Genomic DNA, 16,409 nt, shown 5'->3' with positions numbered 1-16,409 from the left:
TTATGCGATGACCGGGCGCGGAATGCAACCTGACGCATGGCCCGGTTCATCCCCGACTGAGCAGGCGCGTCATCCGGGTGTGCAGGTCCACCAGCTCCGTCTCCCGGGCGCGCAGCAGGGCCAGGGTGTCCGGGCCGAAGCGCCGGCCCAGGGCCTCGGTGGCACGCTCCTGCTTCGTCAGCTCCTCACGGAGCCGGGTGCGCAGGTCCTCCACGTCGGGGGTGTTGGCGCCCTCCACCTGGCGGAGCTTGTCCTGGAGCTTCAGGGCGGCCCAGCGCCGGCCGCAGAAGGAGCGCAGCATGGCGGTGAGCTGCTCCGCCGTCTTGGAGTCCAGGCCGGAGACGCTCAGCGCCTCCGTGTGGGCGCGGCCCAGCGCGTCCGGCCCCTTCCCGGCCTCGGCGTGGGACAGGTAGCTCTGCTGGTAGCGGACCAGGGAGTCGAGCAGGGCGCCGTCCACCGGCCGGTACGCCATGCGCAAGGTGCGGTCATCCGCGGCGTCCAGGTTGCTGGAGCGCTCGAAGTTCCGGACGTCTTGGAAGCCCGCGTCGTCGAAGAGGGAGGGTGCCATGCACCCGCTTCTAACAGCCCCGACGGGGCCCGTGTAGCGCACCGGCGGGGACGGAGGTGCGAGAGGGGGCCGTCCACTCGCTGACGGTCCCCTCCCCGGCCAGCTCAGGGGCAGGCGTTGTTCGGCTCGTCGTAGAGGTAGACGGCGGCCGGATGGCTGTCGACGTCCGTGTCGATGCGGTAGACGTGCTGGGCCTTGCCGCTCTGCAGGCACTGGGTCACCCACGTGCCGCGGTAGCCGCCGGCGCCCAGGCTGGTGAAGACCAGGGGGTAGAGGCCGTTGCTGCGCGTCCCGCAGGCGGTGATGACCTGCTCCGGCCAGCGGAAGTCCGCCCACCGCGAGTAGGCGTCCTTCCCCGTGGCCGTGGTCTGCCACACGTATCGGCCACTCAAGTCAGGAGTGCACTGGGTGATCCACAGCCCCGAGGCCATCGGGTAGCGCACGTCCAGGCGCTCGCTGCTCATCACCCCACCCCCTCCGCCGGTGACGGAGCAGATGGAGGCCTGCGAGTACGCCTTGCAGCTCAGCGTGGGCGTCGGCGTGGCGCCCGTCGTGGAGGTGATCCAGTCGCTGTAGGTCCCCTTCTCGAAGCCAATCCACCCCTTGCCCCGGGCGTAATAGAAGATCTCCCCCGCGCCCGGCCCGCTGACGGCGCGCACGCGGATGACGTCCGAGTGGCTGTTGTACGAGGCCATGTGCTTGATGGCGATGGTCGACGACTGGGACGTGCCCGCCGGAGACGAGTGCCACGAGTCGCAGCTCGTGCAGTTGCTCTTGCGCTGGGCCCGCGTCACCGAGGAGCCCAGCACCACCTGCGTCTCGTTCTCTCCGGACAGGGTGACGGTGCGGGGCAGGAAGCGCGCGCCCAGGCTGGTGTTGGTGGCGTCGCGAGGCGCGTTGAACACGAACTCCGCGGCCCCGGCGCCGTGGGACCAGAGGCACTTGCAGGTGGACGTCGGCACGCCGACGGGGCCACAGACCTCGTCGCAATACGGCGTCGGCGGGCTGCCGCACGCGGGCTGGGGCGGGTGGTTGTCGTGGGCCCACGACGCGTCGGTCCAGAACCGGATGTACGCCGAGTCGATGGTGAACTCGAGGAAGGCCGCGCCGTCGGACGACGTGACGTACACGTACTTGCCCCGCCCCGCGGAGTCCACGCCCATGGGGATGTAGCGCCGCATGCCCGTCGCGGTCGTCAGGTAGGCCCGGGGCGAGCCGCAGTCCGGAATCACGTACTGCGCCAGGTCATACGTTCCCGAGGCCGCGGCGGTGACGGCGCCCGTCTCCTCGGCGTCCGCCACCTCGGTGCGGACCTCACAGGCCCCCTGGGACAGGGACGTCACCAACAGGGCGGACCACAGCATTCGCTGGAGTGGCTTCTTCATGGATGTTCCTTGGGAGGACTGCGGGACGAACTGGACGGCAGCGAAGCCGAACGTGCGGCAGGTGCTGACCACCGCACCCGCCGCGTCGCTCGGCTCCACGTATCCGGTGCCGTTGGCGGCGAGCTACTTCGTGAACTTCACCGCGTCGACGCCGAGCATGCGGTAGGTGTTGGCCGCCTCGCCCGTCGCGTCGCTCAGCTCCACGTACTCGGTGCCGTTGCCGGAGAAGTAGAACGCGCCCAGGCTCACCCACTGGTCGTAGTACGCGTTCTGGTTCACCGCGACGGTGTGGTTCACCCCGTTGTGGTAGACGCGGTACGGCGCCTGGAGCGACGTGCCGTAGTTGTTCGGGATGAAGACGGAGACGGTGTAGTTGCCAGCGCCGGGAAGCGTGGGCCTCCACTGGGCGTAGTTGCTCTTCACCGTGCCATTCACATACGTGTACCACATGCTGCCGCCGTGCCCGATGGCAGCCGAGTACCAGTAGTTGCTCGGGCCGTACTTCGTGAAGCCGGCGCTCGTGTTGTCGACGACGACCTCGGTGGTGGAGGTGCCACCGCCCTGGCTGGACCACAGGCTCTCGCTGAAGTGCACGTTGGTGCTGGAGAAGACCTTCCCGTCGAGGGTGATGCTCTTGGACGGCAGGTACACGTGCAGGTGCGTGCCGAAGGAGCTGCCGCAGGCGGTGACGACACCGCTCGGCGTCGAGTACAGCATGCGACCCAGCCTGGTGCCGGTGGTCACCGCCTTGCCCTGGTAGATGCCGGCGTTGACCATGGACGTGCGGTCCAGGTGCAGGTAGCCGACCCGCTCGGAGGTGCCGCTGGTGGTGATGCCCACGAGCGCCTGGGTGCCGTCATCACAGATGTGCGAGACGGTGCCGGGGCCCCCCGCGAGGATGTCGGAGTTGCCGCCGCCAGCGATGGCGAAGTCGAGGCTGGTGCCGGCCGGATAGCGGAAGTCCCAGGTGTAGTCGTCGTGCCAGCCCTGGGTGGTGCGGAAGTCCACGTTGGCGGGCCAGAAGAACTTGTAGCTGCCGTAGACCTGGGCCTGCACGGCCTGCTGGGCCTGGCCGGACTTCTTCAGGAACATCGCCTCGCGGGCCTCGGGCGCCAGGCCGGACTCGGGGATGCGCTCGAGCAGCGCCGCGGCGCGGGCGTCTCCCTCGAGCGCCGCCTCCCAGCCGCTCTCCGTCTGGACCAGCACGACGGAGAAGAGGCCTTCGAGGCCCAGGTGCGACTCCGCGCCCGCGGGCAGCGGCTTCTCCAGGTCGGCCGTCGTCACCGTGCCCAGCGCCCAGGTGCCCTCCCAGCGCAGGCTGATGAGGGACACGGCGCCCTTCAGCTCCGAGCGCGCCGCCGCGGCGACGAGGGCCGCGCGGGCCTCCTCGGGCAGCACCTCGCGCGCGGACGGCGTCACCAGCCGCAACTCGGTAACAGGCGCGGTGTCAGCGCCGTCGGCGGCTCGGCCCTCGAAGTCACCACAGCCGCTCGCCATCATCCCCAGCGCCAGCACCGGCGCGACCCGCAGACCCGTCTTGAACGTCATCATTGTTCACCCCTCCTCTTGCTGCGGCGAGGGTAGACGCGTGCGGACGAGGCACTGAATTAAGCCGAATTAAATGGCATACAGGGAATTCCGCGTGACCGACCGGGGGGCGGCGTGCCAGGAAACAGGCTGTCGTTGTACCCTGGATAGATGGGAAATCGCGCTTGGAACCTGAAGCAGGGATGCATTGGGTTGCTGGGGCTTCTCGGGGTGGGCGGCTGCATGGAGGACCCACCTCCGCGCCCTGGGATTTCGCGGCCGGTGGCTTCCCAGCCGCTGGCGTTGGCCCCGGCGACGAAAGTCACGACCTTCTCCGGCTCGCTGCGGGCGGTGCAGCTGGTCTCCTTCGAGGACTGGCTCCTCGTGGGCCTGCGCTCTTCGGACTTCCGGGACGTGGAGCTCTGGCGCTCGGATGGCACGGCGCCGGGGACGCAGCGCCTGCACCAGGCCTCACATGCAGAAGGTGTTTCCTTCTCCATGGCGCCCCTGGGAGAGCGGGTGCTCTTCTCGTCCGGGGCCGAGCTGTGGTCCACCGACGTGACGCCGGAGGGCACGGCGCGCGTGAAGGCGCTGCCCTCCCCTTCCTTCTCGCTCCAGAGCACGGGCACCCACGTCTTCCTGTGGAACCTCGCCGGCGCCCTGTGGCAGTCGGACGGCACCGAGGCGGGCACCCATGCCGTCGAGGGCGCGCCCTCGGGTGTCGCGCTCGTCTCCGTGTCCCAGGGCCGTGCCTGGTTCTCCGGCGCGGACTCCTTCACGGGCCAGGAGCCCTGGACGAGCGACGGCATGCCCGGGGGTACCCGGCTGCTCCTGGACATCGGTGGGGGCCCCCGGGACTCCTCTCCCGGGGAGTTCACCCCGCTCGGGCGCCTGACGTACTTCAGGGCCACCGGTCGCGACACGGGCATCGAGTTGTGGAAGTCGGATGGAACGGCGGCGGGGACGAGCGTGGTGAACCTGGCGCCCGGCAACTGGGACAGCGCGCCCTTCGACCTCTACCCCTGGAAGGACGACCTGTACTTCTGGACCCTGGGGATTGGCATTGCGCAGGGGCTCTACCGCTCGGATGGCACGGTGGCGGGGACGCAGCGGGTGAGCCCCACGGCGAGCAGGGGCGAGGTCGCAGCGGACTTTCAAGACTGGGGGGACGTCCTCTTCTTCGTGGCGAGCGACAACATGGGCACGGGAGGGACGGAGCTGTGGCGCACGGATGGGACCGCCGAGGGCACCGAACTCGTGGCGGACCTGAACCCGGGCACGGGGTCGTCCAATCCGGCCTCACTGACGCTGATGTCTCCGGAGGGGCCGCTGTTCTTCGTCGCCACGACTCCGGACACGGGCCGCGAGCTGTGGCGCGTGGACTCGCCCACGGCGCGGCCCGTCCTGGTGGACGTCCTTCCTGGCACCGGCTCGTCGAATCCCGAGAACCTCACGGCGCAGGGGCCGGTCCTCTACTTCACCGCGAATGATGGGACGGGCGAGGGACTCTTCAAGCTGTCGGGGCTCGTGCCCGACACGCGGTCGCCCCGCGTGACGTGTCCCGAGGACCAGACGGTGGCCGCCACCAGCCCCGCGGGAGCAGAGGTCATCTTCCCGGCGGCTGCCGTGCGGGATGACTCGGGTGAAACGCCGTCGCAGACCGCGGACCCGGCGCCCGGCACGGTGTTCCCGGTCGGGGTGACGGAGGTGACTGTCACGGCGGTGGATGCGGCCGACAACCGGGCGACCTGTACCTTCGACGTCACCGTGGAGCCGTGGGTGGTCGTGGATGCGGGGACGGAGGAGGACGGAGGCACCCTGCCCGTCGACGGCGGCGTGGAGGTGGACGCGGGGACGGAGCCGGATTCAGGTGTCCCGCCGGAGGACGCGGGGACGGAGCCGGACTCAGGTGTCCCGCCGGAGGACGCGGGCTCGGAGCCGGATGCCGGCGAGGAGGACGCAGGCTCGGAGCCGACGGATGCGGGAGCGGCGGACGCGGGCACCCTGGATGCAGGAACGGAGGACGGGGGCACCTCCGAGGAGCCTCCACCCGACCCCGACACTGGCTGTGGCTGCCAGTCCACCTCCGCGTCGGTGCCGTGGGGCCTGATGATGCTGGGGCTGTTCGTCCAGGCACGACGTCGCCCGAAGCGCGACGTGCTGAAGGAACGCTGACGGGAGGGCCCGTCCCCCGGAAGCATCGAGCCTCCGAGGGACGGGAAGCAGCGGGAGTCAGTGCCCCTGCCGCCCCGCGGATGCCGGGACGAGCTGCGCAGCCGCCGCCTCGGAGCCCGCGTCGGTGACGGAGGCCGTCCGCGTCCGGGCGATGAGCAGATAGATGGCCGGGACGAAGTACAGCGTGAAGAGCGTGCCGATGGCCATGCCCGTCACCAGCACGAGCCCGATGCTGTTGCGCGCCGCCGCGCCCGGCCCTTCCACGAGGACCAGCGGGAAGTGGCCCGCCACCGTCGCCACCGTCGTCATCAGGATGGGACGCAGCCGCTCCGCCGCGGCTTCCCTCACCGCCTCCAGCTTCGTCCTGCCCTCCTCCTGCAGCCGGTTGGCGAAGTCCACGATGAGAATCCCGTTCTTCGCAATCAGCCCCACCAGCGTCACCAGCCCCACCTGCGAGTAGATGTTCAGGGTGGTGGTGAAGCCGTCGGTGAAGAACGGCATCGTCGGGTTCGGCATCCTCAGGAACGTGGTCAGCAGCGCGCCGAAGAGCGCCAGCGGCACCGAGCCTGCGAGGATGATGAGCGGATCCCTGAAGCTGTTGAACTGCGCCGCCAGCACCAGGAAGATCAGCACCACCGCGAGCAGGAAGGCGGAGAGGAACTTGTTCCCCTCCACCCGGAGCTGCCGCGACTCACCCGTGTAGTCGAGCACGTAGCCCTTGGGGAGGATCTTCCCCGCCTCCGTCTCCAGGTACGTGAGCGCCTCGTCCAGCGGCCGGATGGCCACGCCACTGAGCTTCACGGCATTCAGCTGCTGGAAGCGGTTGAGCGAGCGCGGAGCCACCGTGTCGCGCAGGGTCGCGATGGAGGAGAGCGTCACGAGCTTGCCGTCGGGGCCCGTGACGTACACGTCGCTCAGCTGGTCTGGGTTGAGCCGTGACACGCGCTGCAGCTGAGGGACGACCTTGTAGCTGCGCCCGGAGATGTTGAACCGGTTGACGAAGTTGCCGCCCATCGCCGCGCCCAGGTCCTGTCCCACCGTCCCCAGGTTCAGCCCCAGCTGCGCCACCTTCTCGCGGTCCACCACGACCTCCGACTGGGGCTGGTCGATCTTCACGTCGATGAGCGGCGGGAAGGCGAACAGCCCGCTCTGCGCCGCCTTCGCCTGGAGCTGCTGGGCGAACGACAGCAGCTCATCCGCCTCCGCCGTGGAGGCGATGACGAACTCCACCGGGAAGTTGCCGCCGCCGGGCAGCGCGGGCGGCAGGATGGGGAACGTCTGGATGCCGGGGATGACGCCGACCCGCTGCTGGACATCCACGAGCACCTCCGCGGCGGAGCGCTCGCGCTGCTCCCACGGCTTCAGGCCCAGGCCCCAGAAGCCTCCGCCCGGGTTGGTGATCTGGAAGCTCAGCTGCGACTCCGGCATCTCCATCAGCGTCTGGTTCACCTCACGGACGAACGGCGTGAGCTGCTCAATCGTGGAGTTGGCCGGGGTGTTGACGACGCCGAAGATGAAGCCCTGGTCCTCGGTGGGGGCCAGCTCCTGCGGCGACTGCGAGAACATCAGGAACGCGAGCAGGCTCAGCACGACCCACATCGTGTAGACCACCGGCCGCGCGCCCAGGGCCCCGTCCAGCGAGCGCGAGTACGCGGCCCGCAGGCGCGCGAAGCTGCGGTTGATGAAGCCCGACAGCCCCTGGTCCTCGTGGCCGGCCCGCAGGAGGAAGGCGGACATCATCGGCGAGAGCGTCAAGGCCACCACGCCCGAGAGCGTGACGGCCCCCGCGAGTGTGAGCGCGAACTCGCGGAACAGCGAGCCCGTCAGCCCGCCCTGGAAGGCGATGGGGGCGTACACCGCGGCGAGGGTAATCGTCATCGCGATGATGGGCCCGACCAGCTCCCGGGCTCCCTTGAGGGCCGCTTCCACGGGGCTCAGGCCCTCGCGCAGGTGGCGCTCCACGTTCTCCACGACGACGATGGCGTCGTCCACCACCAGGCCCACGGAGAGCACCACCGCGAGCAGGGTGAGCAGGTTCACCGTGAAGCCGAAGAGCTGCATCAGGAACACCGTGCCGATGAGCGACACCGGGATGGCCACCACCGGAATCAGGATGGAGCGCACGGAGCCCAGGAAGAGGAAGATGACCACCACGACGATGAGGAGCGTCTCGAGGAGCGTGCCGACCACCTCGTCGAGCGCGTTCTGGATGTACTCCGTGTCGTCGAAGGACACCTCCGCCTTGAGCTGCTCGGGAATCTCGCGCTTGATGGCCTCCATCTCCACCCGGACGCGCTTGATGACGTCCAGCGAGTTGGCGTTGGGGAGCGCCCAGATGCCGATGAACACCGCCGTCTGCCCCATGACGTTGACCTCGGTGTCGGAGTCCTCGGCGCCCAGCACCACGTCCGCCACGTCCGACAGCCGCACCACGGCCCCGTCGTCCTGCCGCACGATGAGCTGCTTGAACTCCTGCACCGAGCGCAGGTCCGTGTTCGCCGTGAGGTTCACCTGCACGAGCGAGCCCTTCGTCTGCCCCACCGCCGCCAGGTAGTTGTTGGCGGCGAGCGCCTGGCGGATCTGCGCCGGGCTGATGTTGAGCGCGGCCATCCGGTCCGGCTTGAGCCACACCCGCATGGCGAACGTCCGCGCTCCGAGCAGGTCCGCGCGCTGAACGCCCTCGATGGCCGTCAGCCGCGGCTGCACCACCCGCACGAGGTAGTCGGTAATCTCGTTCTGCTTCAGGAACTCGGAGGAGAAGCTGAGGTAGGCCGCCGCGAACTGGCTGTCCGCCGACTCGATGTTGATGACCGGGACCTGGGCCTCGGGCGGCAAGTCACCCCGCACCTGGTCGACCTTGGCGCTGATCTCACTGAGCGCCCGGTTGGCGTCGTGGTTGAGCTTGAGCCGGGCCCGGATGGTGGAGATGCCCTGCAGGCTCTGCGACTCGAGGTAGTCGATGCCATCCGCCGAGGCGATGGCCCGCTCCAGGGGCGTGGTGATGAAGCCGCGGACCAGCTCCGCGTTGGCGCCGATGTAGGCCGTCGTCACGGTGATGTCGGCGTTCTCGCTGCGCGGGTACTGCCGCACGTTGAGGGACTGGATGGCCTGCAGTCCCGCGATGACGATGAGCAGGTTGACGACCAGCGCCACCACGGGCCGGCGGATGAAGAGCGAAGTGAAGTTCATGGGCGCGCCTTCCAGGCCTCTAGCGGTCCACCGGCTGGGGGGCGACTTCGGGCTTCGGCGCCAGCGCGTTGTTGACGAGGACGGCCGCGCCATTGGTCAGCTTGAAGGCGCCGTTGTTGGCGACGACCTCTCCCGCCGTCAGGCCGGAGGTCACCTCGACGAAGTCGCCCCTGCGCTCGCCCAGTCGCACGAAGCGCTGCTGCGCCACGCTGGCCGGCTGACCGGCCGCGTCCTTGCCGTCCACGATGACGAACACCGAGTCACCGTACGGCGCGAAGAGCACGGCGGTCGTCGGAATGGCCACGACGCTCTTCTTGCCCTCCGCGAGCACCTCGACGTTGGCGAACATCCCCGGCAGCAGGCGCCCATCCGGATTCGGCACGGTGACCCGCATGCGCACGTTCCGCGAGGACAGCTCCACCTCGGGGTTGATGGTCGTCAGCTCCCCCTCCCACGTGTCCTTGGGGAACACATCCACGCGGACGCGGGCCTTCTGCCCCAGCCGGGCCTCCGACAGCGCCTGCTGCGGCAGGAGGAACTCCACATGGACGGGGTCGACGGACTGGAGCGAGGCGATGGGGCTGCCCGGGGAGATGACCTGGCCCAGCTCCACCTGCCGGATGCCGATGCGCCCGTCGAAGGGCGCGCGGATGACCTTCTTGGCGATGATGGCGCGCAGGTTGGCCGCCACGGCCTCCGCCTGGACCGAGCGGGCCTGGGCGGACTCGAGCTCCGACTGGGTGTTGGCGCCCTGACCGTGGAGCGACTGGGAGCGGGCCAGCGACAGCTTGGCCAGCTCCGCGTCCGCCTCGGCCCCGGTCAGCTGTGCCGCCTCGCTCGTGGTGTCGAGCCGGAGCAGCACCTGCCCCTTCTTCACGGCCGCGCCATTCTCGAAGCCAATCTCGCGGACGATGCCGGCCATCTCGGCCCCGAGCGTCACGCCGCGCACCGCGCGAATGGAGCCCACGGCGCCGCGGGCCGCCTGCCACTCGACGGTCTCCACCGTGGCCGAGGTCACCGCCTCGGGGGGAGGGACGAAGGCGGCGCCCGCGTCAATCATCGCGCCAATCTGCGCCGCCTTGATGCCGACGAGCACGCCGACGATGGCGAGCAGCGTCAGGATTCCAAGGGCCCACTGCTTCTTGCGCCCGCGGGCAGGTTGCGTGGCACGGGACTGCGCAGCTTCGGAAGGAGCTGTTGTGGAGGTCATCGACGGGCTCGCCAGGGGGTTGTAGGCGGGCCCTCTATACGAATTGCCGCGTGCGCGTGCTCGCTAAATTGCGCGACGGAATGTAACTCCGTGGCAGAAAAAATAATGCGCCATTCCGCCCGAAAGTGTGTCCCGCGAAACGGCCCTCACGCCGGGACGAGCTGGTCCGCGATGCGCGCCAGGTCCGACACGGAGGTGACGACCACGGCCTGGTGGCAGTGCTTCTCGTAGGTGAGCATCTCGCTGTCGCCGATGCCCCAGTTGCCGCGCTCCTCGGGGCAGATCCACAGGAGGCGCCTGGCCTTGCGGCGCAGGTCCTTCAGCGCCCAGGCGTTGTTCGCGTTGTAGTTGTTCCGCCCGTCGCCAATCACCATCACCGTGGTGCGGCGGGTGATGCTGCCCAGGTGGTCCCGGGTGAAGTCCGCCAGCGCCCGCCCGTAGTTCGAGTTCGCACTCAGCGACACCGTCTTGCCCGCGGTGGCCATGTCGATGGCCTCGTCCACGTCCAGGTCCTTGAAGTACTGCGTCACCTCGCCTACGTCGGACACGAAGACGAACGAGCGCACGCGCACGAACAGCGACTGCAGCGTGTGCATGAACAGCAGCATCATCCGCGACGCGTTGCGCACCGAGTCGGACACGTCGCACAGCACCACCAGCTCCGGGCGCTCCGGCCGGCGGCGGCGGAACTGGGGCACCATGGGCACCCCACCCCACGGCATGTTGCGGCGCAGGGTGCGGCGCACGTTCAGCGCCCCCCGCCGGTACGAGCGCTGCTTGCGGATGAGCCGGCTGCGCAGCTTCTCCGCGAGCGTCCGCACGGCGGACTCCATCTGGTCCACCTCCGCCTGCGTCAAGAGATGCAGCGGCTTGTCCTGCACCGTGTCCGTGCGGCGGCGGATGCGGGCCTCGGCCTGGCGCTTCACCTCCTGGCGCGCGGCCTCTTCAATCTTCCGCATCGCGGCCGCGACGTGGCGCGAAACAATCTCCACGCCCTCGGGGGCCAGGCCGCGCGCGCGCAGCTCGTCCTCCAGGGACTTCATGTCGGAGCGGGCCTTCTCCATGCCCGCGCCGGCCAGCAGGCGCCGCGAGAAGAAGCCGGCCTGGAGCGGGCTCTCCAGCTGCGACAGGTCCAGCTGGAGCGACGCCATCCGGAAGATCTGTGCCAGCCGCGCCCGGTCGCCTTCGAGGATGGCCTGGGCCAGCGGCGACATCTCCGGCAGCAGCTGCGCCATCTGGATGATGACCATCTTCAGCAGGTCGCCCTCCAGGTAGCCCTCTTCCTTGAGCTGGTCCGCCAGCGACTTGTCGATGCCCTCGAACGTCTTCGCCGCGCCGGAGAAGTAGAAGTCGAACGCGCGGTTGAACGTGTCCACGTCCAGCTCGCGCTTCACCAGCGTGGTGCGGAGCACGGAGCGGAACAGGCTCCGCTCCTTCAGCCCCACCTCGGCGGTGGCGCGCAGGGCGTCCTGGACCTCGGACGTACTGACGCGCACGCCGTTCTGGCGGAGCACTTCGGCGAACTCGACGATGCGGGCATCCACCCGACCATCATGTCCGGGCGCCGCTCTGGTGCAATCCGGAATGCAGCAGGCGGAAGGAGGCGGTCGCTTCCTCCCCTGGTACACGCGGTGTAATCACTAAAATTTAGTGATTTACCGGTTAAGCCAGTTTGATTCCGTCGAGAGCATCACTTCTGCCGAAAGAGAAGCGCGCCTCCCAACTGGCCAGAAACGCACTACCGGTGCGTGTTCGGACAGGGCCGTAGGGGGCCTGCCCCGCCCTCTGCCCCACGTCGGACGGGCGGAATGAACGTTCCTTCCGCGGCCGCCGCCCGCCGGAGGGCCCATCCCTCCGCGGGACGCCCCGAGCCTCGAATCAGGCCTGCCGCTCGAAGGACATGACGGCTTCGACGTGGTGCGTCTGGGGGAACATGTCCACCACCTGGAGGGCCAGGGGCTTGTAGCCCGCCTCGACCAGGCCCGCCGCGTCACGGGCCAGGGAGGCCGGGTCGCACGCCACGTAGACCACCCGGCGCACGCCCAGGGCGGTCATCCACTTCGCCAGCCCGGGCGCTCCGGTGCGCGGCGGGTCCGCCAGGCACACGTCGAACTTCCGCCCCTCCGACACCAGCCCGTCACACGCCTTGCGCGCGTCGCCCTGGATGAAGCGCACGTTGCCCACCCCGCCCTCGCGCGCGCTGCGCTGGGCCAGCTCCACACCCACGGGCGAGGACTCCACGCCCAGCACCGACGCGGAGACCGCCGCCAGCGGGAAGGTGAAGTTGCCGTTCCCCGAGTACAGCTCCAGCACGGAGTCCCCGTCCCGCGCGGCCAATTCGTAGATGGCCGCCGTGACGAGCCCCACGTTGGCCTCGGCATGGGCCTGGGCGAAGGCATCCGGCCGCAGGTACAGGGGCACCTCCGGCCGCAGCGGCGAGTACGAGCGCAGCGCCGGCTTCCCCAGCACGCGCGGCGAGCCCTCCTTCGGCACCAGCACCGCGCCCTCCAGCCGCAGCGCCCGCACCGCGGCCTCCGCCGCCTCCACGTGCCGCGCCGTCACCGGCCCCGACAGGTTCACCGCGAAGGCGGCCTTGTCGCCCTCGGCCAGCAGGAGCACCTCCTCGGTGTCCTTCGACAGCGGCTTGAGCAGCGGGGCCAGCTTCCCCGGCAGCTCCCGCAGCACGGGCGTCAGCGCGCCGCACTCCGGCACGGGGACGCGCTCATGGCTCCGCCGCCCGAAGTACCCCAGCGTCCCCTTCCCCGTCGGGTGCAGCACCGCGCGGCGCCGGTAGCCCCAGTCCCGGGGCGCCACCAGCAGCGGCCGCACGGTGAAGGACTCCCTCGACAGGTGGCCCAGGTGCTCCAGGGTGGAGAGGACGATCTCCTGCTTCGCGGCCCGCTGCGCCGGCTCGGCCAGCCCCAGCCAGTCGCAGCCGCCACACTCGCCGGCCCACGGGCACTTCGGCTCGCGCCGGTCCGGCCCGGGCGTCACCACCTGCCGCAGCAGTCCGCGCAGCACGCGCCCCTGGGACTCCAGGTGCACGCGCACGGTGTCGCCGGGGAAGGCGCCCGGGATGAACACGGTGCGCCCCTGCCAGGAGGCCACGCCCTCGCCGAGCTGGCCCAGGCGCTCAATCGTCAATTCAACGGGGGTCTCGGGTAACGGCAGCATTCAGGGGCTCGGTGGGCGGCGCCCAGCCCAAGACCGAGCGCCACCTGTCACTTCCGGGTAACCACGGCCGGCTCGTCCGGGGGGAACTCCGTGCGCAGGCGCTCCACGAACTCCCCGATGCGCGACCGCTTCTCGTCGTCAACGTCCACGAACTCCACCGCCATCCCCGGCGACTGATTCGCCACGTGCGCGCCCGGAGCATTGGTGCGCGTCACCCGGCCCTTCAGCTCCACCGGGAAGTGCGCGCCGGGCAGCGTCACCAGCAGGCGCACCACCGTGTCCACCGGCAGCGGCTTGTCGGTGTTGATGTACAGGCCGCCGCGCGACAGGTTCACTGCCCAGTCCGTCACGAACCCGGCCACGCTGCTGTAGGCCACGGGCAGCTCGTACTCGACGCGCGGCGCGCGGTCGCTGGGATTGGACTTCTGCGAAGTGTCGGCCATGGCTGGAGTCCCCCGCGGGCCGTGGACGAAGGCCCGCGGGGCGCCACCCTAGCCCCGTGCGCTCAGAATTTCATCTCGCGCACGTCCGGGGCCACCTTCAGCGCCGGCTCCGTCAGCTTCCGCACCTGCTCCACCGTCACGCCGGGGGCCACCTCGCGCAGCACCAGCCCCTCGGGCGTCACGTCGATGTACGCGTGGTCCGAGACGATGTGGTGCACGCACTTGAGGCCCGTCAGCGGCAGCGAGCACTTCTTGAGGATCTTCGGCTGGCCTTCCTTGTTGGCGTGCTCCATGGCCACGTAGATGCGCTTGGCACCCACCGCCAGGTCCATGGCGCCGCCCATCCCCTTCACCATCTTCCCGGGGATCATCCAGTTGGCCAGGTCACCCTCTTCGCTGACCTCCATGGCGCCCAGCACGGCCATGTCGATGTGGCCGCCGCGGATCATCCCGAACGACAGCGCGGAGTCGAAGAACGACGCGCCCTTCACCGTCGTCACCGTCTCCTTGCCGGCGTTGATGAGGTCCGGGTCCTCGCTCCCCTCGAGGGGGTACGGGCCGATGCCGAGCAGGCCGTTCTCCGACTGGAGCACCACCTCCACGCCGGCCGGGATGTAGTTGGAGACGAGCGTGGGGATGCCGATTCCCAGGTTGACGTAGAAGCCGTCCTTCAGCTCCTGGGCGATGCGCATCGCAATCTGTTCACGAGTCAGTGGCATGGGCTCCTCACGCCTGCTTGCGGACGGTGCGCCGCTCGATCCACTTCTTGAGGTTCTTCGCCTGGACGATGCGGTGCACGAAGATGCTCGGGATGTGCACCAGGTCCGGGTCCAGCTCGCCCGGCTGAACGATGTGCTCCGCCTCGACGATGGTCGTCTTGGCGGCCATGCACATCATCGGCGAGAAGTTCCGCGCGGTCTTGTTGAACACCAGGTTGCCCCAGGTGTCCGCCTTCCACGCGTGGACGATGGCGAAGTCCGCCTTCAGCGGCGTCTCCAGGACGTGGAGCTTGCCGTCGATCATCCGCGTCTCCTTGCCCTCGGCCACCTGCGTGCCGGCGCCCGTGGGGGTGAAGAAGCCGCCGATGCCGCAGCCGCCGGCGCGGATGCGCTCGGCCAGGGTGCCCTGCGGATTCAGCTCCACCTCCAGCTCGCCGGAGAGGAACTGCCGCTCGAACTCCTTGTTCTCTCCCACGTAGCTGGACACCATCTTCTTCACCTGCTTGTTCTGAAGAAGGATGCCGAGCCCGAGCTCGGTGGTGCCGCAGTTGTTGGAGATGATGGTGAGGCCCTTCACGCCCTTGCGGTGAAGTGCCTCGATGAGATTCTCCGGGTTGCCGCACAGACCGAAGCCGCCGCTCATGAGCGTGCAGCCATCCGGGATGTCGGCGACCGCCTCGTCCGCGTTCGCGTAGACCTTGTTCATCCGCCCTCCCGATACGGAAACGGGGTGAAGGCCGCAAAGGCCCCCACCCCGCCCCTCTTCCCCGAAGGGAAGAGGGAGATTACCGCTCCACCATCAGCGCAATGCCCTCGCCGCCGCCGATGCACAGCGACGCGACGCCCCGCTTCTTGCCCAGGTCCTTCATCGTGTGCAGCAGCGTCACCAGCACGCGCGCGCCCGAGGCGCCAATCGGGTGGCCGAGCACCACCGCGCCGCCGCGCACGTTCACCTTCGACGGGTCCAGCCCGAGGATGCGGTTGTTGGCCAGCGACACCACCGCGAACGCCTCGTTGATCTCCCACAGGTCCACGTCACCCGCGGACACTCCCTTCTTCTTCAGCAGCTTGTTGATGGCGTCGGCCGGGGCAATGGTGAACTCCACCGGCTTGCGCGCGGCCTGGTCATAGCCGGTGATGCGGCCGAGGATGGTGCGGCCTTCGGCCTTGGCGCGCTCCTCGCTCATCAGCACCAGCGCCGCGGCGCCGTCATTGATGGAGGACGCGTTGGCGGCCGTCACCGTGCCGTCCTTCTTGAAGACGGGCTTGAGGCCCGGAATCTTGTCCGGCTTGGCGTTGCGCGGGCCCTCGTCCTCGGTGACGGTGACGATGTCCTCCGGCTTCTTGCCGGGGATGTGCACCGGGGCGATCTCCGCGGTGAACAGGCCGTCCTTCTGGGCCTGGATGGCGCGGCGGGTGGACTCCAGCGCGTACTCGTCCTGGTTGGCGCGGCTGATGCCCTGCGAGGTGGAGCACTCCTCCGCGCACAGGCCCATGTGGACGTTGCCGTACACGTCCCAGAGGCCGTCGTGGATCATCGCGTCCTTGAACTCCACGTTGCCCATGCGCGAGCCGCCGCGCATGGTGTGGCTGAGGTAGGGCGCGTTGCTCATGGACTCCATGCCGCCGGCGACGACGACGTCCGCGTCACCCAGGGCAATGGCCTGCGCGCCCGCGATGACGGCCTTCAGGCCGGAGCCGCAGACCTTGTTCAGCGTGGTGGCGGGAACGGACTCGGGGATGCCGGCGAAGATGCCTGCCTGGCGGGCGGGCGCCTGGCCCACGCCGGCCTGCAGCACGCAGCCCATCAGCACCTCCTGGACGGCCTCGGGCTTCACGCCCGCGCGCTCGAGGGCCGCCTTGATGGCCACCGCGCCCAGCTGCGGGGCCGTCAGCTTGGACAGCGAGCCCTGGAAGGAGCCGATGGGAGTACGGGCCGCGCCCACGATGACGACTTCACGAGCCATGAAAACTGCCTCCGTTCGAGGATGACCGAAAGACTTTCGCTAACAGCGACGG

13 protein-coding genes are annotated in these 16,409 nt (G+C 69.4%); 2 read left to right on the top strand and 11 right to left on the bottom strand.

Annotation, left to right across the window (positions count from 1 at the left end):
• Positions 1-46 precede the first annotated feature (46 nt).
• Together ACX9TP_RS24260 and ACX9TP_RS24255 are read right to left on the bottom strand one after the other, a co-directional pair.
• Positions 47-568, bottom strand: coding sequence for a hypothetical protein (locus ACX9TP_RS24260; protein WP_482982109.1), 522 nt, complete (start codon positions 566-568; stop codon positions 47-49).
• A gap of 104 nt (positions 569-672) precedes the next feature.
• A complete protein-coding gene (locus tag ACX9TP_RS24255; protein WP_482982108.1) occupies positions 673-1,953 on the bottom strand; it encodes a hypothetical protein in 1,281 nt (426 codons plus the stop codon).
• Here ACX9TP_RS24255 and ACX9TP_RS24250 point away from each other — a divergent pair.
• The gene (locus ACX9TP_RS24250) at positions 1,952-2,119 is read left to right on the top strand and encodes a hypothetical protein (RefSeq protein WP_482982107.1); all 168 of its coding nucleotides are present in this window, start codon (positions 1,952-1,954) and stop codon (positions 2,117-2,119) included. The two genes, ACX9TP_RS24255 and ACX9TP_RS24250, sit on opposite strands and share 2 nt — an antisense overlap.
• Here the strand turns inward: ACX9TP_RS24250 and ACX9TP_RS24245 are convergent.
• Entirely contained in the window at positions 2,077-3,504 is a 1,428-nt protein-coding gene (locus ACX9TP_RS24245; protein ID WP_482982106.1) for a golvesin C-terminal-like domain-containing protein, read from the bottom strand. The two genes, ACX9TP_RS24250 and ACX9TP_RS24245, sit on opposite strands and share 43 nt — an antisense overlap.
• 258 nt (positions 3,505-3,762) lie before the next feature.
• Here ACX9TP_RS24245 and ACX9TP_RS24240 point away from each other — a divergent pair, with 258 nt between their 5' ends.
• Complete coding sequence (locus tag ACX9TP_RS24240) at positions 3,763-5,655, top strand: ELWxxDGT repeat protein (RefSeq protein ID WP_482982105.1); 1,893 nt, start codon at positions 3,763-3,765, stop codon at positions 5,653-5,655.
• A 57-nt stretch (positions 5,656-5,712) separates the two neighbouring features.
• Here the strand turns inward: ACX9TP_RS24240 and ACX9TP_RS24235 are convergent, their stop codons facing one another.
• From ACX9TP_RS24235 to ACX9TP_RS24200, 8 genes are all read right to left on the bottom strand, one after another.
• Positions 5,713-8,844 (bottom strand): efflux RND transporter permease subunit, encoded by a 3,132-nt coding sequence (locus tag ACX9TP_RS24235; RefSeq protein WP_482982104.1) that lies wholly within the window; start codon positions 8,842-8,844, stop codon positions 5,713-5,715.
• Positions 8,845-8,863: 19 nt separating this feature from the next.
• Positions 8,864-10,054 carry an efflux RND transporter periplasmic adaptor subunit gene (locus tag ACX9TP_RS24230; RefSeq protein WP_482982103.1) on the bottom strand — a complete coding sequence of 397 codons (1,191 nt, stop codon included), beginning with the start codon at positions 10,052-10,054 and terminating at the stop codon, positions 8,864-8,866.
• 146 nt (positions 10,055-10,200) lie between these two features.
• Positions 10,201-11,598, bottom strand: coding sequence for a VWA domain-containing protein (locus tag ACX9TP_RS24225; protein ID WP_482982102.1), 1,398 nt, complete (start codon positions 11,596-11,598; stop codon positions 10,201-10,203).
• 334 nt (positions 11,599-11,932) lie between these two features.
• On the bottom strand, positions 11,933-13,228 hold the full coding sequence (locus ACX9TP_RS24220) for a class I SAM-dependent RNA methyltransferase (protein ID WP_482982101.1): 1,296 nt from the start codon (positions 13,226-13,228) through the stop codon (positions 11,933-11,935).
• 47 nt (positions 13,229-13,275) lie between these two features.
• A complete protein-coding gene (locus tag ACX9TP_RS24215; protein WP_482982100.1) occupies positions 13,276-13,671 on the bottom strand; it encodes a TIGR02266 family protein in 396 nt (131 codons plus the stop codon).
• Positions 13,672-13,733: 62 nt separating this feature from the next.
• Positions 13,734-14,390, bottom strand: coding sequence for a CoA transferase subunit B (locus ACX9TP_RS24210; protein ID WP_482982099.1), 657 nt, complete (start codon positions 14,388-14,390; stop codon positions 13,734-13,736).
• 7 nt (positions 14,391-14,397) lie between these two features.
• Complete coding sequence (locus ACX9TP_RS24205) at positions 14,398-15,096, bottom strand: CoA transferase subunit A (protein ID WP_482982098.1); 699 nt, start codon at positions 15,094-15,096, stop codon at positions 14,398-14,400.
• A 79-nt stretch (positions 15,097-15,175) separates the two neighbouring features.
• Entirely contained in the window at positions 15,176-16,357 is a 1,182-nt protein-coding gene (locus ACX9TP_RS24200; RefSeq protein ID WP_482982097.1) for a thiolase family protein, read from the bottom strand.
• Positions 16,358-16,409: the final 52 nt, after the last annotated feature.

Source organism: Pyxidicoccus sp. M15 (assembly GCF_056858435.1).
This window is presented reverse-complemented; position numbering and strand designations above follow the sequence as displayed.